At 34.7% G+C, this 22265-nt stretch carries 23 protein-coding genes and 1 pseudogene; 2 read left to right on the plus strand and 22 right to left on the minus strand.

Annotation, left to right across the window (positions count from 1 at the left end; translation table 11 throughout):
* Position 1: 1 nt before the first annotated feature.
* The 19 genes and pseudogenes from BAU23_RS19565 to BAU23_RS19660 all read right to left on the minus strand — a co-directional run bounded on the left by BAU23_RS19565 (position 2) and on the right by BAU23_RS19660 (position 19517).
* The gene (locus BAU23_RS19565) at positions 2-1015 is read right to left on the minus strand and encodes a CPBP family intramembrane glutamic endopeptidase (protein WP_001198828.1); all 1014 of its coding nucleotides are present in this window, start codon (positions 1013-1015) and stop codon (positions 2-4) included.
* Positions 1016-1394: 379 nt separating this feature from the next.
* Positions 1395-2171, minus strand: a complete 777-nt coding sequence (locus tag BAU23_RS19570) for an ABC transporter permease (protein WP_000475418.1) — start codon at positions 2169-2171, stop codon at positions 1395-1397.
* Complete coding sequence (locus tag BAU23_RS19575; protein ID WP_000528805.1) at positions 2171-3073, minus strand: ABC transporter ATP-binding protein; 903 nt, start codon at positions 3071-3073, stop codon at positions 2171-2173. The genes BAU23_RS19570 and BAU23_RS19575 overlap by 1 nt, the downstream gene beginning before the upstream one ends.
* Before the next feature lie 14 nt (positions 3074-3087).
* Complete coding sequence (locus tag BAU23_RS19580; protein ID WP_000842632.1) at positions 3088-3876, minus strand: hypothetical protein; 789 nt, start codon at positions 3874-3876, stop codon at positions 3088-3090.
* A complete protein-coding gene (locus BAU23_RS19585) occupies positions 3873-4571 on the minus strand; it encodes an ABC transporter ATP-binding protein (protein ID WP_000137762.1) in 699 nt (232 codons plus the stop codon). Before BAU23_RS19585 ends, BAU23_RS19580 begins: the two co-directional genes overlap by 4 nt.
* Positions 4568-4948 carry a GntR family transcriptional regulator gene (locus BAU23_RS19590; RefSeq protein ID WP_000687509.1) on the minus strand — a complete coding sequence of 127 codons (381 nt, stop codon included), beginning with the start codon at positions 4946-4948 and terminating at the stop codon, positions 4568-4570. Before BAU23_RS19590 ends, BAU23_RS19585 begins: the two co-directional genes overlap by 4 nt.
* Positions 4949-5141: 193 nt before the next feature.
* Positions 5142-6515: a putrescine aminotransferase gene (locus tag BAU23_RS19595; RefSeq protein WP_000449698.1), complete on the minus strand. Its 1374-nt coding sequence runs from the start codon at positions 6513-6515 to the stop codon at positions 5142-5144.
* On the minus strand, positions 6516-8009 hold the full coding sequence (locus tag BAU23_RS19600; RefSeq protein ID WP_044741044.1) for an aldehyde dehydrogenase family protein: 1494 nt from the start codon (positions 8007-8009) through the stop codon (positions 6516-6518).
* A gap of 391 nt (positions 8010-8400) precedes the next feature.
* A complete protein-coding gene (locus BAU23_RS19605) occupies positions 8401-10530 on the minus strand; it encodes a sigma 54-interacting transcriptional regulator (RefSeq protein WP_000491354.1) in 2130 nt (709 codons plus the stop codon).
* A 144-nt stretch (positions 10531-10674) separates the two neighbouring features.
* Positions 10675-10923, minus strand: a complete 249-nt coding sequence (locus BAU23_RS19610; protein ID WP_000291043.1) for a biotin/lipoyl attachment domain-containing protein — start codon at positions 10921-10923, stop codon at positions 10675-10677.
* 27 nt (positions 10924-10950) lie between these two features.
* Positions 10951-11241, minus strand: coding sequence for an SAV0927 family protein (locus tag BAU23_RS19615; protein ID WP_000762559.1), 291 nt, complete (start codon positions 11239-11241; stop codon positions 10951-10953).
* 18 nt (positions 11242-11259) lie between these two features.
* Complete coding sequence (locus BAU23_RS19620) at positions 11260-12540, minus strand: Glu/Leu/Phe/Val family dehydrogenase (RefSeq protein ID WP_083583389.1); 1281 nt, start codon at positions 12538-12540, stop codon at positions 11260-11262.
* A 181-nt stretch (positions 12541-12721) separates the two neighbouring features.
* Positions 12722-14071: an APC family permease gene (locus BAU23_RS19625; RefSeq protein WP_000521246.1), complete on the minus strand. Its 1350-nt coding sequence runs from the start codon at positions 14069-14071 to the stop codon at positions 12722-12724.
* A gap of 419 nt (positions 14072-14490) precedes the next feature.
* Positions 14491-15459 carry a class 1b ribonucleoside-diphosphate reductase subunit beta gene (gene nrdF / locus BAU23_RS19630; RefSeq protein ID WP_001203023.1) on the minus strand — a complete coding sequence of 323 codons (969 nt, stop codon included), beginning with the start codon at positions 15457-15459 and terminating at the stop codon, positions 14491-14493.
* A gap of 93 nt (positions 15460-15552) precedes the next feature.
* Entirely contained in the window at positions 15553-16503 is a 951-nt protein-coding gene (locus BAU23_RS19635) for a ribonucleotide reductase large subunit (RefSeq protein WP_306295567.1), read from the minus strand.
* A gap of 382 nt (positions 16504-16885) precedes the next feature.
* Positions 16886-18013, minus strand: a pseudogene (locus tag BAU23_RS19640) (ribonucleotide reductase N-terminal alpha domain-containing protein); the annotation flags it as partial.
* Positions 18000-18359 carry a class Ib ribonucleoside-diphosphate reductase assembly flavoprotein NrdI gene (gene nrdI / locus BAU23_RS19645; protein ID WP_000959445.1) on the minus strand — a complete coding sequence of 120 codons (360 nt, stop codon included), beginning with the start codon at positions 18357-18359 and terminating at the stop codon, positions 18000-18002. The gene nrdI and the pseudogene BAU23_RS19640, both read right to left, overlap by 14 nt.
* 480 nt (positions 18360-18839) lie before the next feature.
* A complete protein-coding gene (locus BAU23_RS19655) occupies positions 18840-19154 on the minus strand; it encodes a hypothetical protein (protein WP_000502203.1) in 315 nt (104 codons plus the stop codon).
* Between the two features lie 168 nt (positions 19155-19322).
* Positions 19323-19517, minus strand: coding sequence for a hypothetical protein (locus BAU23_RS19660; RefSeq protein WP_000360788.1), 195 nt, complete (start codon positions 19515-19517; stop codon positions 19323-19325).
* Between the two features lie 261 nt (positions 19518-19778).
* Between BAU23_RS19660 and BAU23_RS19665 the strand changes: the two genes are divergently transcribed.
* Complete coding sequence (locus tag BAU23_RS19665) at positions 19779-20357, plus strand: GNAT family N-acetyltransferase (RefSeq protein ID WP_000619519.1); 579 nt, start codon at positions 19779-19781, stop codon at positions 20355-20357.
* 59 nt (positions 20358-20416) lie between these two features.
* Here the strand turns inward: BAU23_RS19665 and BAU23_RS19670 are convergent, their stop codons facing one another.
* Both BAU23_RS19670 and BAU23_RS30285 read right to left on the minus strand, forming a co-directional pair.
* On the minus strand, positions 20417-21019 hold the full coding sequence (locus BAU23_RS19670) for a histidine phosphatase family protein (RefSeq protein WP_001222806.1): 603 nt from the start codon (positions 21017-21019) through the stop codon (positions 20417-20419).
* 91 nt (positions 21020-21110) lie between these two features.
* Positions 21111-21269 carry a hypothetical protein gene (locus BAU23_RS30285; protein ID WP_000971078.1) on the minus strand — a complete coding sequence of 53 codons (159 nt, stop codon included), beginning with the start codon at positions 21267-21269 and terminating at the stop codon, positions 21111-21113.
* Positions 21270-21525: 256 nt separating this feature from the next.
* Between BAU23_RS30285 and BAU23_RS19680 the strand changes: the two genes are divergently transcribed.
* Positions 21526-21711, plus strand: coding sequence for a YkvS family protein (locus BAU23_RS19680; protein ID WP_001165083.1), 186 nt, complete (start codon positions 21526-21528; stop codon positions 21709-21711).
* A gap of 54 nt (positions 21712-21765) precedes the next feature.
* Here BAU23_RS19680 and queF read toward each other — a convergent pair whose 3' ends face one another.
* Positions 21766-22263, minus strand: a complete 498-nt coding sequence (queF, locus tag BAU23_RS19685) for a preQ(1) synthase (RefSeq protein WP_000918893.1) — start codon at positions 22261-22263, stop codon at positions 21766-21768.
* Positions 22264-22265 lie beyond the last annotated feature (2 nt).

Raw genomic sequence — 22265 nt, forward strand, 5'->3', positions numbered from 1 at the left:
ATTATCTATTATACGCTTTCTTTATAACAATTTTATCTTCTTCTACAGAAACTGTTACATAATCATTTTCTTCTAACCGAAGCTTATTTACAGCTTCATCAGGCAGTTCTACAGCCATCAATCTATCTGTTACTATCACTTGGCTATATATTTCATTTTCTTCTGATGTATTCTCTACTTTTTCTTCATTTATGAAACGAAGCGGTGGCACACCTACTTCTTTTACCGTACGCCATTGTTTCCAAATGTAAGGGATTAACCAAAGTAATCCAACAATCACAAGTCCAATGCCAATCCATAAATTACTTTGTGCCTGCAATTCCGCAATTGAGATTGTGTCACTTCCATCTCCACTTGCCAATTGCATACTCGTTGCAATCAAATTATTTAAAGCATGCACAGCAATATTCGTCCATATACTTCTTGTCTTTATGTATAGAAGGCACATAATAACACCGAACATGAAAGCACCGATAACATCAAAATGTCCTAGTCCAAAAATAAGAGAGGATATAATAACCGCTCGTTTAATCCCCCATTTGTATGCCATTCGTTGTAAGAAAAACCCTCTAAAAATAACCTCTTCCATTATTGGGGCTAATACACATGCTGAAATGAAAGTAAATATAGTCATATATATGTTACTCGTATTAATTACATTTCCATCTTCTAACATAGTAACTAAGAAATTAGGTACAGTATGTGCTAAAATATAAAATTGAATTTGGGATATACCGACTGAAAAAATCATTCCCATTATCGTTGCTAATACAATTAACCCCCAATGTAAACGTCCCGGTTTATCAAAAAAACTTTTAAAAACAACATTATTTTTACTTGTTTTTAAATATAGCCACAATAGTGGAAATACGAAAAATATTGATATTTGTGACATGAACTCTATCGTATTGTCAGAAACACCAGATAAACTTAATGGAATCATTGTTAGGAACATCCCTATAATCATCCATCCAAAAAAACTACGTAACCTTATACGTGAAAATGCATATTGCATATTAAACACCTCCAACGATAGTAAAAATAAAGTGAAACTTTAATCAGTAGGGGTGTTCTTCATCTCCCACTGATTATCAGCCCTCACCAATCGGGCTTTTACGAGCAGTTGATCCCCCACCTAACTTCTTTTCTTTCGCTGAATTTTGAGGTGAGGATCTTACTGCCCACAAATAGCGGGATAAATGGTCGGATAACTAAATTATAATATGAATATAGTTGAAAATCTTCCTATTTTTCTCAAATGTTTTCAAACAACATATCTCTTAAAATATATAGTACATTTTATTTAAAATACCGTATTACTGTTCTTCCAGTTGAAATCTAGGAGAACGTTATGTAATAAAAATCCCCGTTTTTACAAGCGGGGATTTCTTTTATTATAATACGTCACGTTTTTGGAATAATACACTTGATGCTACAAGTAATACAGCAAAGTATGCAACTACAAGTAATAATGAGGTTGTAAACGTAAATTCTGTAAATGGTGGTTCTGCTCCGCCACTTACTAATTTATTGCTATCGTAAACACTTAAATTCAAATGGAAAAACACTACAAATTTTGCTACACCTTTTGCAAACATCATCAGTACCATATTAATTGGTCCTTGTAAAAAGAAGAGGAACATCGTAATAATCAATGGTAATACAGACTTTCTAAATACGTTTGCTAAGAAAAATGCAAGCGTCGCAAAGAAGAACGGTGAAAGTACTTGATATAAAGTAGATTTCATTACGATTCCTAACGTTAATTCTGTTTTACTACCATCCTTTACAATTCCGCCAATAATCATTGCAATTAACGTGCTAGCAAATATGATAAATACTATAGTAAGTAACACTGTAATATATTTAGAGAATAAAACGGTAATTCTTTTTCTTGGACGGATTAATAACTGCTTAATTGTACCTTTTTGGAACTCATCAGTAATCATACGTGAAGCAATCGTAATTCCAAAAATTGTTGCAAATAAAGTAATTAAACCAATCTCTGAACTTGCAAAATCTAAATATGATCCTTTAAATTCACTTCCGTCTCCCCACTTCAGCATCGCTAAAACTCCCAAAATCTCCAATACTGCAATGGCACCAATTAAAATATACATACCTTTTTTCGCATGCAACTTTAAAAATTCATTTTGAATTAATTTAAACATTACGCTTTCACTCCCCCTGTAATTGCTAAGAACTCATCCTCTAATGTTTTATTTTGAACGGTAACTCCGTATACAAGCACATCGTCATTCACAAGTTTCTTTACAAGTTGTGGAATTTCTTCTTTCGTTACAGATACTGCAATTACATTTCCTTTTGCCTTACCTTTAATGATTTCATTTGCTTTCTGTACTTGATCTACTTCAAACGCTACAACTACTTTCTCATCATGTTTCGCTTGTTCATGTAAGTTGTACTCTTGTACAAACTCACCCTGCTTAATAATAACGACGCGATCACACATTAATTCAATTTCACTTAATAAGTGACTTGATACGATTACGGCAATATTCTCTTCTTTCGCTAAACGTTGTAAATAATCACGAATTTGACGAATACCAGCTGGATCTAATCCATTTGTCGGCTCATCTAAAATTAAGATTTTCGGCTGATGAAGTAATGCCTGTGCAATTCCTAAACGTTGTTTCATACCAAGTGAATATGTTTTCACCTTTTTATGAATCGCATGCTCTAAGTCAACAAGCTTTACAATTTCAGCAATGCGCTCTTTACTAATTGGTGTAATTGCCATGTTTGCAAAATGCTTTAAGTTTTGCATTCCAGTCATATAATCATATAGCTCGGGATTTTCTACAATTGCTCCAATTTGCTCTAACGCCTTTTCACGCTCCGTACGAATGCTATGACCACAAATTGTAATATCGCCTTCTGTCATAGAAATAAGACCTGTCATCATACGAATTGTCGTCGTCTTACCACTACCGTTCGGTCCAAGGAACCCGTATACTTCTCCTTCTCGAACCTCAAACGATAGGCCGCGAATGATTTCTGCCTTACCAATCTTTTTTCGAACATTTTCTAATTTCACTACTACGTTTCCCAATGCTGATTCCTCCTTTAGACTTCTAACTTTTTGTCGATTATGCGACCTGTTATATAAACAAGTAAAACAAATATACCGATTGAAAAAGCAATACTATATAAATTCATAAGTTTTTCTTGATAGAGCAACACATTTGCTTCTGATGATTCATCTATATATACTAACTTTGTTATTAAAGGCGCAGTAGGTGCAAGACCACCCAACATTCCATATATAGTACCTAATAATTTTGTTACTAGTAAAAATAAGAAAAATACAATTGGATATTTTAACTTCTTCTTTTTCAAAGAAAACACTTTAACGCTAGCTACTACAAAAAGCAATACAAGTAATATACTAGATAAATTAAATACATATACAATAGTACTAAATAAGTGCCCTAATGGATTTAATCCACTTTGGGTAAATAACACTTCATAGAGCTCTGTACCCTTTATTATTTTCATAGAAATACTATATAAAAAAATAGAACCTATTACTTCAAAAATAAGTAAACTAATTGTAGTATATAACAATATTGCTAAAACAATCTTTTTACCTGATGTCGGCGTTAATCGAAATAATGTACTTTCAGTCATTTTTCCAAATGCAGACATCGCCTGAATAAATATCAATGCTATAAAAATTATATATACTAAGATAACTAAGGAAACTATAATTATTTGCCTTATTTCTCCTGATTCTTGCTTAATATAATTTCCCAAACTTACGAAAGCTACAGCTACAACGAATATAAATGATAACAATGAAATAATAATTTGCTTTTTATTTACATTGTACATATATATTAAGCTCGACTTCATCTACTAAACACCTCCTTAAACACCTCCGTGACAGCTTTCCCTCTCTGAAAACGTAACTCTTCTACATTTTCATACAATACAATTTCCCCATCTTTTAAAAAGATTACTTCATCAAAAATATTTTCAACTTCATTTATTAAGTGAGTCGAGATTAGTATCGTACAATCTTCTCTATAAAATTGTAGAATGAGATCTAATACGTGTTCTCTAGAAACAAGATCAATCCCGCCAAGTGGTTCATCTAGTACATATAACTTCGCTTTTCGAGAAAACGTTAAAATAATTTGAAGCTTTTCTACCATCCCTTTTGATAATGCTATAATTTTTTCTTCTAACGGTATTTTAAATTCCGCAATTGTATCGACTGCTTTTTGAATATCGAAGTCTTTATAAAAATCTCGATAGAAAAATAGGGCATCTTTTACAGTCATCCAATCATCAAAGCCTGGCTTATCAGACATAAATGAAACGATTTCTTTCGTCTCTAACCCTACTTTTTTACCGTTAATTACTATGCTGCCTTCAGAAGGGTGCTGCAATCCTGCAATCATTTTTAATAACGTCGTTTTCCCGCTTCCGTTATCTCCAACAAGCCCAACGATTTTTCCTTCTGTAATCTCTATGTTTAACTCACGGATCACTGCTTTTAATCCGTACCGCTTCCATACGTTTTCTATTTTTAATAACTCTGTCATTCGCTCTCCTCCCTTTTCTCATGTAATGAAGAACGAAGGATTGTAAGAATTTCTTCTTCTGAAAAACCTAAATTGTCCATTCCATCTATAAAAGAATGAAGTAATTCTCTCGCCATATCTTTTCGCAGCTCCATAATTTTCTCCTCTTCATTCGTTACATATCGTCCCATTCCTCTACGTGTTACAACAACTCCATCCCGCTCTAACTCTTGAAATGTACGTTGAATCGTATTTGGATTTACTTGTAATTCACTCGCTAATTCACGTACAGAGGGAATTTTATCGCCAGGCAATAAATGACCCGTTACAATTTCTTTCTTTATGTATTCCATTACTTGAATGTAAATTGGTGTATTTGGAGAAAACTCGATTTTCATTTCTCCCCTCCTGTCTTAGTGTGTTAGTTAAATAGTACACTAAGACAAATTACATGTAAATACTTAAAACAAAAAATGTAATAAAAAGGCAGTGTAACTTTTCGTTACACTGCCTTCCTGTAATACAATATAAGTAAATCTATTCTAATTATAGTTTCAATCGTTTGAATTCACATATAATCTTATGCGAAATTTATTTTACTTTTACTTGAGTTAGCACAGATTTAAACGTATTAATAACTGTATCTACTTCTTCATAGCTAATTGTAAGGGATGGTTCAATACGAATTGTTTTTGAGTTAATTAATGTTCCCGCAACAAGAATACCTTGATCAAACATCGCCTTTGACACTTCATAACCAATCTCGTCTTTATGGAATTCAATCCCAATCATTAAACCTTGACCACGAATTTCAAAGATTTTATCTTCGTGCCCTTCTGCTGCTTGTTTCAATCCATTTAAGAAATACTCCCCAACTTCCATCGCTCGTTCCGGTAATTTCTCTTCCAATAATACATGGATTGTTGCAATTGCAGCAGCACATGCAAGAGGATTCCCGCCAAACGTTGTTGTATGCATAAATGGATTTTCAAACCAACTTTGGAATACTTTTTCTTTCGCAACAATAGCCCCCGCTGGCATTACACCTCCACCAAACGCTTTCGCAAGACAAATAATATCCGGCACAACATCATATAAATCTGCTGCAAACATTTTTCCTGTACGGCCCATTCCAGTTTGCACTTCATCAAAAATAAGGAGCGAATCAAACTCATCACAAAGCTCTCGCACTTGTTTCAAATAATTTTCTGGAGGTAAAATAATGCCGCCCTCCCCTTGAATTGGCTCTAAAATAACTGCTGCAACATCTTCTCCCACTAATGCACATGTCTCAAATGTTTTTCTCATCATATCAATATCGCCAAATGGAACATGACGGAAACCCGGAATTAATGGTAAGAATGGCTTACGGAACATTCCTTTTGCCGTCCCAGATAAAGCACCAAGGCTCTTCCCATGGAAAGCACGAGTTGTAGAAATAAAAGTTGTTCGTTCACTATACATTTTTGCTAGTTTTAATGCTGCCTCTACGCTTTCTGTTCCACTATTTGTGAAGAAGGCATATTTCAAATCACCAGGTGTAATATCCGCTAAAATCTTTGCAAGAATTGCTCGAAGTGGATCTAGTAAATCCTGACTGTGCAATGCTTGACGCTTTAATTGATCTGTTACAGCTTTGACTACTTTCGGATTACGGTGACCAACATTATAAATTCCGAATCCACCTAAACAGTCAATGTATTTTTTACCATTAATATCCATGAAACAAGATCCTTCATCAGACCATTCTACTGCTGCAAATTGTCCATCTTTTGTTACTGTTTTTCTATAAGCAAGAAAACCAGGGTTCACATGCTCTCTAAATCCGTCTACTGTTTCTTTTTGAATCCAATTTGCCTCTTCTTCAGATACTTTTTCTTTTTCAATTAACTGTAGTACTTTCGTAATATACTCATTTACATTTGATTCTTTCTCATTCAATTTATTTTTCACGTTCGTTTCCATCTAATTCACCTCTACATTTTTTTTATTTGCAAACCAACCAATAGGTTCTACTTCTAGATTTATATTAATCTGCTTAATTTCTTGAAATTCTTCTAAACCAAATGTTCCTAGACTACGACCTATACCACTTTGCTTATATCCACCCCAAGGCGCCTCATTGTATGTTGGATGATAGCTATTAATCCAAGTAATGCCTGCACGAAGCTTGCGAATTACGCGCATTGCTTTTGCACCATCAACCGTAAATACCCCTCCAGCTAAGCCATAATCCGTACCGTTTGCTAACTCAATTGCTTCCTGTTCAGTTTTAAACTTTTGAATTACTACAACAGGACCGAAGATTTCTTCCTGGACAATGCGCATATCAGGTTTTACATTGACAAAGACTGTTGGTTCAATAAAGAAACCATCACCTTTTCCATCCTCCATTATTCGTCTACCTCCGCAAGCAACGTTTGCACCTTCGTCTTTTCCAATTTCAATATAACGTAATACTTTTTCCATATGTTCTTGACTTACAAGTGGCCCCATTTCTGATTCCGGTTTATCACCAGGTCCAACGTTAATTTGCTGCGCTCTCTCTACAAAACTATTAACAAATCTATCATAAACGCTTTCCTCTACAAGAATTCTCGATCCTGCTGAACACACTTGTCCGCTACCTGCATAAATACCGAATAGAGCATAATCAATAGCAGTCTCAAAATCTGCATCTGCAAAAATAATATTTGGAGATTTCCCTCCAAGTTCTAACGAAATCTTTTTCATATTATCTGCCGCTGTTCTCATAATGTGCTTACCTGTTTTTGTTCCACCTGTAAAGGAAATCATATCCACTTTATGACTCGCTGCAATTTCATTCCCTACTATTGGACCGGCCCCCATTACCATATTGGCAACACCTTTTGGTAGCCCTACTTTTTCAAGAATTTCGAATAGCTTTGTTGCAGTTATTGGTGTCACTTCAGAAGGTTTAAACACAATTGTATTGCCAGCTGCTAAAGCAGGTGCAATTTTCCATACACTCATCAATAGCGGATAATTCCATGGAACAATTAATCCACAAACACCAACTGGCTCTCTTACTACCATGGCTTGCATCGGATCGGCTACATGATATGTTTGGCCATCTGGCTTTGTAATCAATCCGGCATAATAGCGAAAACAAGCCGCTGCATCTCCAATATCTCCTTCTGCCTCACGGTATGTTTTTCCATTATCCATTGTTTCAAGGTATACTAATTCTTCCATATTTTTATCAATTTCATCTGCTATTTTAAATAAATATGATGCTCTTTCAGCAGTGGATGTTTCTGACCAAATTCCGCTATCGAAAGCCGCTCTTGCCACTTCTATTGCGTATTTTGCGTCCTCAATCGTTCCTTCAGGTGCATATGCTATACCCTTGCCATTCGCAGGGTTAATAATCGTTCTTTTTTCTTGATTACTAGAGTCTCTCCATTCACCGTTTACATACATTTTTAAATCTAGCACTATATTGAATCCTCCTTTATCGATCGTTTATATATTTATAAGCAATTTCCATGCCAATATTTAAAATTCAAAAGAATCATACATAAAGTGAAACTTTAATCAGCCCTCACCAATCGGGCGTTTACAGGCAGCGGGGCTTCCAGCCTAACTTCTTTGCTCCACCTGAATTTTGAGGTGGGAGTTTTACTGCCCACAAATAGCGGGATAAACTGACTATTTTCTTAAAAACAACAAACATTTTATGCAGTTCCGCATACACTATTCCATTTTGCATAAAGTGAAACTTTAATCATTTCCGCTACCGCCTTCACCACTCGGGACTTGAATCCCAGAGCATATGTACATGCTGAGCGCACACAAAAAGGAGAAGTCTATGTGACCTTCTCCTTTTTTAGGAATATGAGATGATATCAGCCGCTATCTCTTTTTCACTAACAATCTTTTGATATTTACGACTCACTGAAGATTGGCTGATTCCAAGAGCTTTTGCAGCCTTAGTCGTTGTTTTATACTGCTTCATTGCAAGCAAAATCAATTGTTCTTCTACAGAATGTAGCGCTTCTTGTAATGGTAATACTCTTGTAATAACTGGTTTTGATTTATTAAAGTCATAACCGGGTGTTAAAAACTTACTAACAAACTCCGCTTCAATTACTAGATCATCTGCTGATACAACTAAACGTTCAATCATATTCTGTAATTCACGGACATTTCCTGGCCATGAATAGAACTCTAGTAAATTAAGTGCATCTGGAGTTAAATGATAATTTTTATTATATTTTTCATTTAACTGTTGTAAGAAATGAAAGGCAAGTACTGGAACATCTTCCATTCGCTCTCGTAAAGAAGGAACTCGCAGCGGAATTACATTGAGGCGATAAAATAAATCTTCACGGAATGTTCCAGATTCGACCATCTTTTCAAGGCTCTTATTTGTAGCAGCAATAATTTGTACATTTATTTTCATAGGTGTTGTACTTCCAATAGGAATTACTTCTTGTTCCTGCAGGACTCTAAGCAATTTTACTTGCAAATGTAAAGGCATTTCTCCAATTTCATCTAAAAATAAAATACCTTGATCAGCTCGCTTAAAATATCCTTCTTTTCCATTTTTATCGGCTCCTGTAAAAGCGCCTTTCGTATAACCAAATAATTCACTTTCTAACAAAGTTTCTGGAATTGCACCACAATTTAATTTTAAAAATGGCTTTGAAGATCTGTTTCCAAGTTGATGAATTGCCTGGGCAATTACTTCTTTTCCGACACCAGATTCTCCAGAAATAAGAACATTGGAAGAAAAATTTGCTATTTTTTTAGCTTGGTTAATTATTTGTTCCATTTTTGGACTACAGTAAATAAGCTTCTTAAGAAAACGATCTTTATTTTTAAAGTCATCTAACTCTTTCTTATATTGCTCTGATATCTTCTTTATTTCATGTAATTCCGTCTTCAATCTCGTTGCTTCAGTAATATCCCTTGAGGCAATAATAATACGATGAAGCTCTCCATTTTCATTAAATACAGGATTTCCAACTGCTAATATTTTTCTTCCGCTTTTTGTTTCTTGTACAACTGATACCTTTTTTTGTTTTTCCAACACTAATCGCGTAACCGATGGACTAAATAATCCTTTCTTTTCTAGGTCTAAAAGATTTTTTCCTAACAAGTCCTTCAAATTACTCCCCCAAAAATCATTGATAACAGTTTCACTATAACGAATTAATTCCCCTTTATGATTAACAACTAATATTTCATCATAAATGCTAGACAAAATTGCATGTAAATCTTTATTTAAATCCTTTATATATTCAATTTCCATCGCCATGTCCTCGACCATCGGCAAATCTTGCACAATAATAACCATTCCTTCAATACTTTGATCAAAGTTTGGAATCGGACTATAGTCAACTAATACACCCATCTCATTTGTGATTTGTAATTGATTCAAGATCGTTTTTCCCTTTGTAAATACGTTATTAATGTGTTCTCCATTAAAAATCAGTTCTGCTGGTACATTCATAACTTTTTCAGGAGTCGATTTAATCATCTTCAAACCAGATTCATTACAATTTACAATTTTCTTTTCTCGATCTACTACAAAAATCCCCATTGGAATAGACGTTAAAATAATTTTCAATATATCAACACTCTGATTTTCTTGTTTAAATAGTTCTGCAAAAACATCCTCTCTTCTTATATATCCTGTTAGCTCATCCATTTCATTTTTCACTATGGCAATCGGCGCCCCAATAATTTGAAAAAGAGCTGTTAAAGAAATATCTTTACTAAGATGACATATTGTATCTAGTGGAACAGCATTTGAAAGTAATAGCTTCGAAGTTAATCCTTTACTATTTGATAGCAGATCCTTCACATGAACGTATGCAAATAATTTCTCTCCTCTTTTTAAAAATAGAAAAGATTCTTTTATATTTTTAACATCTATATTCCATTCCTTTTCAGATTGATCGATAGGTAGAGAAACTATGGGTCTAATTTTTGTATGAGCGATGGAAAACATTCTGCTATTCCTCCTTTGAACTATTTAATTTGTATTGTATCATTAAATACAGATTTTTTTAATTAATCTGAAAATAAAACATTTCTTTCTTTATTAAAAAAAAAAAGGAAGATGGGTGCCTTCATCTTCCTCATAGTTCTATCATTAATCACTACCACTAACGAAAAGATCTTCTTGAATATAAGCTAATACCATACCTGGAATTACTTTATCTCCCGCTTCTACTTCTAAAGATTGAACTTCTCCACTACATCCCATCTTAATTACTTCCAGTTTACCATTCATATCTTTAATAGAGAATAATGGCTCCCATTCATAAATTCGAGAATCCTTATCGATAGACACTTTTTCAATTATTCCATAACACGGACTCGTAATAATATCATAATACATAATCAATCATCCCTTTCTTTTCTTCTATTAATATTGTTCTTCTAACCTTTGTGACTGAAGAATCATATAGAAAAAGCTTTGAAACTCTTCTATGTCCTCTACCTCAATCCCTAGCCTTGTTGCCCAATATTGTTCCTCTCCAATATCTTCTTGGCTTAATAAAACCATTCTCCCATTTTGAATTGAGGTAACCATTGCTTTTCCAAGAAACTGTTGCGAATACGTAACAGCTATATCGTAACGATGACTATTCGACACAATGCAGTAATAACCGATTTGTTGTCTCTCCACTTCTTCTAATAAAATATCCAGTTTCATTTTAGCCCTCCCTTTAGGTTAAAAATGCAACCAACCTCTTAGGCGTGATGCTTCTACAATCTTGCGAACCCCTTCCATATAAGCAGCAATTTTCATATTTACTCCAAAGCGTTTAGAAGTATCAAGTACGTTAGAAAAACTAGATGCAATTTTCTCCTTTAAACATTGATCAACATATTGCTCCGTCCAGTAATATCCTTGGTTATTTTGACACCATTCAAAATATGAAACAATCACGCCACCAGAGTTTGCTAAAATATCTGGAACAACCAAAATCCCCTTTTCTTCTAACATGGTTATCGCCTCTTTTGTTGTTGGTCCATTTGCAGCCTCAATGATAATCTTACATCCAAGCTTTCCTGCATTATGTTTTGTAATGACTCCTCCAATTGCCGCCGGAATGAGTACATCACATTCTTTTTCTAACAACTCCTGATTAGAAATTGTTTTATTAAAGAGATTCGATACTACACCGAAAGAATCTCTGTTTTCTAGTAAATAAGGAACATCTAGACCGTCTGGATTATAAATTCCTCCTATAGCATCTGATACCCCGACTACTTTCACACCAATATCATATAAATATTTCGCCAAATAACCTCCAACATTCCCGAACCCTTGAATAATAACTCGCATATTTTGTAGCGGAATTTGTTTTAACTCACTTACTAACTGAAGTGTATACAATACACCTTTAGAAGTTGCTGTTTCTCGCCCTTGTGATCCTCCTAGCATTAATGGCTTCCCGGTTATAAATCCTGGAGAGTCAAACTCCCTGATATGGTCATATTCATCTAGCATCCAAGCCATAATTTGCGCATTTGTATACATATCAGGTGCTGGAATATCTTTCGTCGGTCCCACAATTTGACTTACTGCTCTTACATACCCACGACTCAGTAACTCTAGTTCTCTAAAACTCAACTCCTGTGGATTACAAATAATCCCGCCCTTTGCGCCTCCATATGGCAGTCCTGTCACTCCACATTTCAAGCTCATCCAGCCAGCAAGTGCTTTTACTTCTTCTGCCGTAACATCTGGATGAAATCTAATACCACCTTTTGTTGGCCCTGCTGCGTCGTTATGCTGAGCGCGATACCCTTGAAATACCTTTGTTGTTCCATCATCCATGCGAACAGGAATGCTTACTTCTAAAAAACGCATCGGTTTTTTCAAAAATTCGAATACTTCGTCTGGATAACTTAAAAAATGAAGCGCCTCTTTTAATATAGCTTGAAATTCCTCTAAAGGATTTTCAACTTCAACTGTATTTGTATGTTTTTCTGATTGAATCGGCACGATAACACCCCTCTTTATATTTTTACTAATTGTACAAAGCAATAATCGTGCCAAGTGAAAATACTATGTTAATCCTATCTTGTTATCCTCCTACTTATGAATCTTTGAATGACTTATGCAATGCTGCATGATTATCAAATATAAAAAAAGACATCGGAACTTATCCGATGCCTTTTTCTTTTTATATTTCCTGTGCTTCTTCAAAATGCATTTGCGGAGGAGCTGAACGGAACATATTTGTAACATATAGAAGGTACCCAATTCCAATAGCAGCCCAGCAAATCCCTAGAATAAGTGAATGAATATTGAGGTTAAACCATAGTACTGCTACAGTACCAGCACCTAAAATAGGCATCACTAAGAAATTTAAACAGTCTTTTATCGTCTTATATCTTTTTTTCTTAATTACATAGTAGGAAATTACAGATAAATTAACAAATGTAAATGCAATAAGCGCTCCAAAATTAATAAGAGATGCTGCCGTTTCTAAATCAATGAATATAGCGGAGAGTGAAATAATCCCTACAATAATAATGTTATATACTGGAGTTCGCCATCGAGGATGAATGTATCCGAATATTTTCTTCGGAATTACATTATCTCGCCCCATTACGTATAATAATCGAGATACACTTGTATGGGAAGCTAAACCGGACGCAAGTGTCCCCATAAGGGTTCCTACTAAAAAGAAAGCTTGAAATAATTTCCCACCAACATATAGTGCAATTTCTGGAGATGCTGATTCTTGATTTTTAAATACAGCTGTATCTGGAAACATAGATTGTGTAAAATACGTAGTTGTAATGAATAAAACTCCACCAATTAAAGCAGTAAGAAAAATAGCTCGAGGAATTGTCTTCTTCGCGTTTGGTGTCTCTTCAGAAAATGTAGTTACTGCATCAAAACCTAAAAATGAAAAACAAAGAATTGTCGCACCTGCAACTAACGGTGATATTTGTATATCCGATTGAAAAAACGGCTGAATGGAAAAAACTTCTCCTGTTCCCTCTCCCGCTAATAAACCTTTTATAACTAGAAAAACAAACACGGCCATTACTAGCACTTGAAATATTACTAAAAAAGTATTGAAGTTAGCAGTAACATTCACGCTAATAATATTTATAAGTGTAATCAGTAGAATAAAACCGATGACCCATATCCAACTAGGAACACTTGGAAAAAATGCTGACAAATAAATTCTCGTTAATAGTGCGTTCACCATCGGTAGAAACAAATAATCCAATAACGCGGACCATCCAACAAGAAATCCAAGCCTTGCACTAATTGTCTTCTGTGTATACGTATAAGCTGATCCTGCGGTAGGAAAAACCTTTACCATTTTGCCGTAGCTTGCAGCGGTAAACAACATCCCTGCTAATGCAATCAAATAAGCTCCTGGAACATGCCCACCCGTTTTTTCCGAAACAATTCCAAACGTATCAAATCCAACCATCGGTGTCATGTACCCGACCCCTAGCATAACAATTGACCACAGCCCTAATGAACGTTTTAAACCAACTACTTTTCCCACCTATCATTCCCCCTACTTTTTCTATCTAATTTCTATTTAAAAATCGACAGCAGAAAGGAAACGCTTTCAAACGACTGTATATACCACACAATCTATTACAATTTCCTTTTGTTTTTAAATATCCATGCAATTTTCGAGCCAATATTTCTGTAGTCAAAAAAAGCACTCCGAAAAAGAACATATAGGTGGAATTAGGCCTCACTTCTTATCATTTTTTATTCATTTTGACATAAGTTATTCAATCTCTCATACTGCTAAATAAATAAAAACAGAACTTTAATCCGTTTTTTATTTTCACTTCCGCATAAATTATACTTTTACGAGATAAAAATATTTTCATGAAATAATAACATTATGTAAACCATTCATATAAAAAAAAGCTGTCTTTTCTATAAAGACAGCTTTTTTTTAACACTATATTAAAAATTGAATACGAAGTCATCGTCAGCTAACTTTTCAACGTTCGTTGCTTTTACGTAACCATTTCCTTTTACAGAGAAGAAATCATGGTTTTTCGTATCTGTACGTAAACCGTTTAAAACGATTGGGTTAATTTCTTCTTCTTCAAACTTCGGCTCAAGCCCTAAGTTCATAAGTCCTTTATTCGCATTGTAACGAACGAAACGATTTACATCTTCTACAAGACCGATAGAAGTATAAATTTCTTCTGTGTATGCCATTTCAATTTCATATAGTTCCATTAATAATTCTTGCGTTTCTTTTTGCACTTCTTGTTGATCTTCTGCAGAAAGTTCTGCGAAGAGTTGTTGTGCTAAAATACCGACGAATACGCCGTGAATTGACTCATCACGAATGATTAGGTTAATAATCTCACCACTTGCTGTCAGTTTACCTTGACCAGCTAAGTAAAGTGGATAGAAGAATCCACTATAGAATAAGTAACTTTCTAAGAATACGCTTGCTACCATTGCCATGTATAACTCTTTTTTCGTTACTTCAGGCTTTAATAGACGACGGTAGTAACGAGTAATAATACCAGCCTTTTTCTCAAGTAATGGATGGTTATCTACCCATTCAAAAATATCATCAATTTCTTCTTCAGTAGCTAGCGTTGTGAAAATATGACTGTAACTCTTCGCATGCACTTCTTCCATAGCACCCATGAAAGCTAATACACTTTTCGCTTGTAAATTTTCAAGATGAACAAGTACAAGTGGCATCCCTTCGCCGCCTTGTTTCGTATCTAAAAGTGTTAAACCACCTAATACACGCTTATAAGCAACCTGCTCTTCTCTTGATAATTGTGCCCAAGTATTTTTGTCAGAAGATACCGCGATTTCTTCTTCTGTCCAAAACTGAGCGATGTTTTGCTTCCAAAACATTAAACTAAAATCGTCTTCCTTTTTGTTCCAGTTTACCGCACGCATTCAATCGCCCCTTCTCTAAATAAACATGAAAAATTGATAACTAAGCATGAGCAGGGTTCAGAAAACCCTGCTCATCATGTCACACTTTTTATATTAAACAGTACAAGCCACGCACTCTTCCACGCTTAATTTACGTGTTCTCGTATAATAAAGACTCTTCAAGCCTTTTTTATGTGCATAAATGTAGTAACGTGCTAACTCACGTGTTGAAATATCACTATTAACGTAAAGAATCGTACTAATTCCCTGGTCAATATGCTCTTGAATTTCTGCGATTAAATCAATTAATTTAAACTGATTCATGTCGTAAGAAGATTTATAGTACCAGAACGTATCTTTTGATAAATATGGCATTGGATAATATGTTGTCGCATTCGCATACGTTCTTGATTCAATTTGACTTACGATCGGCATTACGCTTGAAGTTGCATTTTGAACGTAACTGATAGATTGTGTAGGTGCGATAGCAAGACGATATGAATTATATAATCCATTCTTCTTCACTTGCTCTTTTAAACTTGTCCAATCTTCTTTTGTTGGAATATGAATTCCTTCAAATAGTTGCTGAACTTTCTCAGTTACCGGGCTGTAATCTGTCGTTTCATACTTTTCAAAGTATGTGCCGTTCGCATAATCAGACTTATCGAAGTCTTTAAATGTTTCGCCTTTTTCTTTAGCGATTTCCATACTTTTCTCAATCGAGTAGTAATTTAACATCATAAAGAATGTACGAGCGAACTCTTTCGCTTCTGCACTTTCATATGCGATTTTATTTTTTGATAAATATCCGTGTAAATTCATTGCTCCAAGTCCAACTGAATGAAGCTCATCATTTGCTTTTTTCACAGTTGGCGCATTCGGAATGATCGTCATATCAGAAACTGCTGTTAAAGCTTCCATTCCCGCATGAACTGCTTCACGAATTTCTTTATTTTCCATTACATTTACGATATTTAACGATCCTAAGTTACAGTTAATATCACGACGGATAATGTCATCTGTACCGTAATCATTTATTTCAGAAGTTTCTTGAAGCTGGAAGATTTCTGTCTCGAATGTTCAACCGAGTTCGCTACTCCTCAGTCCGTTGCTCATGCAACTGCTGTATGTCACCATACAGGACAGACTATATCATCACCTACAGCATTACCTGGTTAGGTGCTCCGCTTTTCGAACGCCAATCGCTTGCGCTCTACTCCCAAATGGGATAGTCGTTAGGCTTTTACTTATCTTAATCTTTCAGAAAGTCTCTTATTACTTTATGTTGTCCGATAACTCTGCTATACAAAATAATAAGATACATTCTGAACTTTTATATTTTCATTCTAAGATAAGATTTAGCACGGTAGGTTACCTCAAACTTGAGGCTTTCCCCGTTTAACGGAGTGTTCGACTAGCATTTCTACTAGAAGGTGCTACATATTTAACACAAGTTCGACATCTTCACAGTTCCAATATCCTTCAATGGATGCTGGTTATTTGCATTTGATTTAAACATTAAGTATGGGTAACCAGACTCAAGCTGGATCATAGCGATTTTAATCAGCATATCACGTGCACTAATATCTAGTGGCTTCTTCTTCACTTTCGGATTACTCATTAATTCATCGTACATTTCATCAATATCTATATCATCTAAATGTTTTCCGTACTCTTTAAATACTGTATAAGGCGCGAAAACATGGAAAGGTTCGTTTTTCTCAGCAAGTTCAAAGAACTTACTTGGAACGATAATTCCGATTGATAGAGACTGAATACGGCTCTTCTCATCGGCATTTATTTTTTTTGTATCAAGGAATTCAATAATATCCCAATGGAAAATGTTTAAGTATACAGCGCCGGCACCTTTTCGTTGGCCAAGTTGATTCGCATATGAAAACGAATCTTCAAGCAATTTCATAACAGGTACTACACCACTTGCGGCGTTATCAATGCCTTTAATTTGCTCACCACGTGCGCGTAGCTTAGATAAGTTTAAAGCTACTCCACCACCGATTTTCGATAATTGCATTGCAGTATTAATGTTAAAGCCAATTGAATTTAAGCTATCGTCCATCTCTAACAAGAAACAAGACACCATTTCTCCTCTTCTGCTTCTTCCCGCATTTAAAAAGGTTGGTGTCGCTGGTTGGTAGTTTTGTTTTACAATCATGCTTGCGAAGTGGTTTGCCTTCGCAACATCACCGCGTCCTAAGTATAATGACACAATTGCTACACGATCTTCATAGCTTTCTAAGTATTGTTTTTGATCATTCGTTTTTAACGCATAATCTTTATAGAACTTAGATGCTGCCATATAAGATTGGAACTCGAAGTTTTCACCATAAGCGATGTTATATACTCCCTCTACTTCCTCCAAGCTATACTCGTCCAGAACGTTGTAATAGTAATCGTGTTCTTTCATATACTCCATTCGCTCTGCCACGCTATTAAAAGGAACGGTATTCTCTCTAGCTTCTTCCATAAAGACTTCTAACGCCTCTTTATCTTTATGAAGCTGATAAAAACCGTCCTGCATTTGCGTGATTTCATTATTCAGTTCAATGTGTCGCAATCTCCCGCACCCTTTCTTTAAAATATTCTACATCATTATTTGTTCCAGATAACTCAAATTTTGATACAATAGGCACTTCATATTTAGTAGAAATTTTGTCAGCACTTGCACCGAACATGTCTCCCCAATTACGATTGCCGCTTGCAGATACGCCTTTTAATTTTTCATTATTGCGTTCTAAAAAGTCTAAAACACGTTCCGGTACATTGCCAAAACCTGTTGTATACGTAATAAGAATAAAGTCTTCATCTAATACTAGAGCTTCATCAATTTGAACGGCCGGCATATTTAATTTGTGGATGAAACGCTTCACGTTTCCTGTCATAGAATCATATGCAACTAACATTTCCGACCCTCCCTCTCCAATATATATTCTCTGTATGTCGTTTCTTGTTTTCTCTATATATTGTATTACGTTTCAAAATAAGACACAAGATATATGTATAAAATCTTTATTTTTTTAACTTTTACTTTTCGACATGATCATCGTTTTTTTTCAATACAAAGACTATGAAACAACATTCTAAAACTCATGTCAATAAAGTGCTTTTCAAAAAAGTTGTCAACGCATTTAACCTCATTTTAAAAAAGTTAACAATATTTTTTGTCATAAAACAGTAAATGCTGGAGGATTATATTTCTCCAGCATCACGCAAAAAAGAACAGACATTAAACGATAATCTGTTCTAAAAAACGATTACATTTATCAATTTTACTTTATTAAATATTATACATACTCTTTCGTTCCTCGTTACATACTAAAAGATAACTATTATAGAAAAAGATTATTATTATGGAACTTCAATTTTATTTATGAAAAAAATTATTACAGGTGCTCAATACGCAAAATATCTTTTATAAATATATGATGTGGATTCTCATCTTTATCGAGCATTGTACATACAGGAGCTTCTTCATCAAAGTATACGATCATTCCTTCTACGTACTGATATGTATGTTGGACTTGTACAGTTACTTTAATTTCTACAGCTTCTTCATATGCTCTTTTTATTTTCTGAAGCATTTTTGCTGAACATTTTCGTTTCTCTGGATACATAACCATTCCCATAAACCTATTCCCAGCTCTATCTTTCCACATATAATCCCAATGTGGTAATATGCCTTGTTTAAAATCTCCCATAATTCTCCTCTCCTTTATCTTCTATTTATCCCGCTATTTGCGGGCAGTAGGACCCCCACCCCAAAATTCAGTGAATTCAAAGAAGTTAGGTGGGAGATAACTGCCCGTAAATGCCCGATTGGTTCAACTAATAATCAGTGGGGATGCCCCCACTGTTAAAGTTTCACTTTATGAACGTGGTGTTTCTGAATATGTATAAATTACCTGTCCACCGCGCTGTGCGTTCCCGATAATATGTTTAAAATCTTCTCGACTTACAACAACTTCCCTGAACGTATAAAATACATCTTTTGTCGCAACATACTCCTTTATTTCACCATTTTTCAGCTGATCCAAAATTGCATTTGCTAATTGTTTATCCATGTATTTCACCTCTCTGCAATAGTTTATTTTATCGCATCTTCTATAGGTCGACAACGGTAAAATTATCCCGTTACTATTATTTAATTCACTTTCATTATTTTTATAGCTATATCACTTTATTATATTCGTACTAAATATCATATACTAACATAGCTACTTCTCTATATCAAACTTTTTGACGCTCTGTATAACAAAGTTCCAATCCACTGTTTGTTATTTTATTTTATGCTACAATATATGCATAGAACTAGGAGGGATACTATGATTCGGAAAGCAAAAAAGACAGATGCGATAGGAGTAGCACCTTTACTGTATAACGCTCTGCACGAAATTGCTGAAAAAATCACAGGTAGCACAGTTGAAGCAAAAGTGATACTAGGACTTGAAACATGGTTCGCAAAAGAAAATAATCGATTGAGCTATGAAAACTGTTTAGTGGCTGAACAAGATGGAAAGGTAGTTGGGGTTATTGTCGGTTATCACGGTAGTGACGCTGAACAACTTGATGCACCAATCGTACACCACTTAAGAGAACTACATGACGACGAATCCATTACGTTAGAAAAAGAAGCTGAACTTGATGAGTACTATATTGACACGTTGTCAGTTTCAAATATGTACAGTGGCCGTGGCATTGGCTCTAAATTAATCGATGCAGCTGAACTTCATGCAACTGAAAAAGGTCATGAAAAAATCGCCTTACTTGTTAATTTAGAAAACAAACGCGCTTTTTTACTATATGAAAAACTTGGTTACAAAAAAGATAACATCGTTATGCTCGTTGGTGAACCGTATGCCCATCTAATAAAACCATTACGGTCATTAGTTTCTATATCTTAAAAGGACAATTCTTTTTGCTTGTTATGTAAAGAGAGAGGCTGCCCAAGGGACAGCCTCTTTTATGTTAAATTCGTATTTAATACATTTCCATTCATCGCCTCACGAAATGTATACGTTGTACATCCCCATGGCTTCCTATGGAAAATAGGCGAACCTGACCACCCCATTGCCCTCAGTTCAGTCCCAATCATCACATTAAAATAACTATGACCTACAAGAGCAATATGTCCGTGTACGAGCGCATAGCGGTGTAACATATTAGCAGCTTTCCTTGCTCTTTCTCGTACTTCCTTATAAGACTCAACATCCTTACTATAAGCAGCTATCCATAGTGTACGTCCAATAAACATCCATACATTAGGTTTACATTTCAACCATTTTGGAGCATAAAAACCTGTCGGAATTTCAGCTTCTCTAAAAAGAGGATTTTGCACAAAAGATAAAGAATCCGTTAATTCGGTTGCTGATTGCACAGCGCGCCTCTGATTACTCGTTACGACCAATTTCGCTGTTGTAATCGCCTCAATTGTTTCAATCGGTATATGAACTTCTTTTACCATAGTTCCTAAATCATATTGCTTCATCCATTCACGAAATGAAATAATTGTCATTGGCTCTATAGTACTGTCCAAACGACCATGACGAATAAAAGAAATTCGCATTCTTTCCACTCCCCATTCATCACTTACGAACTATATTATGTACTATTTCTTATTGCCATCATACCATGCATAAAAAGAAAGTTATATATCATTACATATCCCCACTACTATCATGCGTTATCGATGCATGCACACCATCCAGTCCATCAAAATATGTAGTTGTTTCATGTTGACGCATTTTCTTCAACTGTATATAAGAAAATAAAAATAATAAAATCGCTATAAAGCTCCCCACAATTTCAAACATCATTTTACCGCCCCTAATTTCTCCCACCTTAGTAGGTCATTGTATCCTTTTTATTATACCCCTATATAAAGATGTATGCATTTTCATCATTCCTCTCCTAACAATATTTTTTCACATATTTTCTTACAAAAAGTGAATATTTTTTGAATTTTTACTTTGGAAACATTTACAAATTGGTAAATATAGTTCAAAATAAGAGGAAATAAAAAAAGCCCAAATTATTCTTTTTTGGGGAAAACTGTAACAAGGAGAGTTGCTTATGCAGATCGCAGAAACTGGAGATATCATTGAATTTAAAGGTGGAATGCAAGGCCGTGTTCAAAAAGTAAATCAAAATTCTGTTATTGTTGATTTAACAATTATGGAGAATTTTAGAGAACTAGATATGGAACCTCTTACAGTTGTAAGCCATAAAAACTATACTGTCATTAATCAACATGCATAATATAATAGAAAGAAAGGATCTGTATATCATACAGATCCTTTCTTTCTATATATATTAACGATTATCAACTGTTTCTGGATATAGATCATGGTTCATCATACGGTAATCTGCCATTTTCTCATACTTAGTTCCTGGGCGACCGTAGTTACAGTAAGGATCGATTGAAATCCCACCACGTGGTGTAAATTTCCCCCATACCTCAATATAACGTGGATCCATTAATTTAATTAAATCATTCATAATAACGTTCATGCAATCTTCGTGGAAGTCACCATGATTTCGGAAGCTAAATAAATATAGCTTTAAAGATTTACTCTCTACCATTCTTTGTTCTGGAATGTAGCTAATATAAATTGTTGCAAAATCAGGTTGTCCTGTTTTCGGACATAAACTTGTAAATTCAGGACAGTTAAATTTTACAAAGTAATCACGGTTTGGATGGTTATTATCAAATACCTCTAAAATTTCTGGGCTATATTCAAATAAATATTTTGTATTTTGATTTCCTAATAATGTTACATCTTTTAAATCTTCATCTAATCTTCCTGCCATTT

Origin of the sequence: Bacillus nitratireducens, assembly GCF_001884135.1 — a bacterium.
In the GTDB taxonomy this organism is placed as follows: Bacteria; Bacillota; Bacilli; order Bacillales; family Bacillaceae_G; genus Bacillus_A; species Bacillus_A nitratireducens.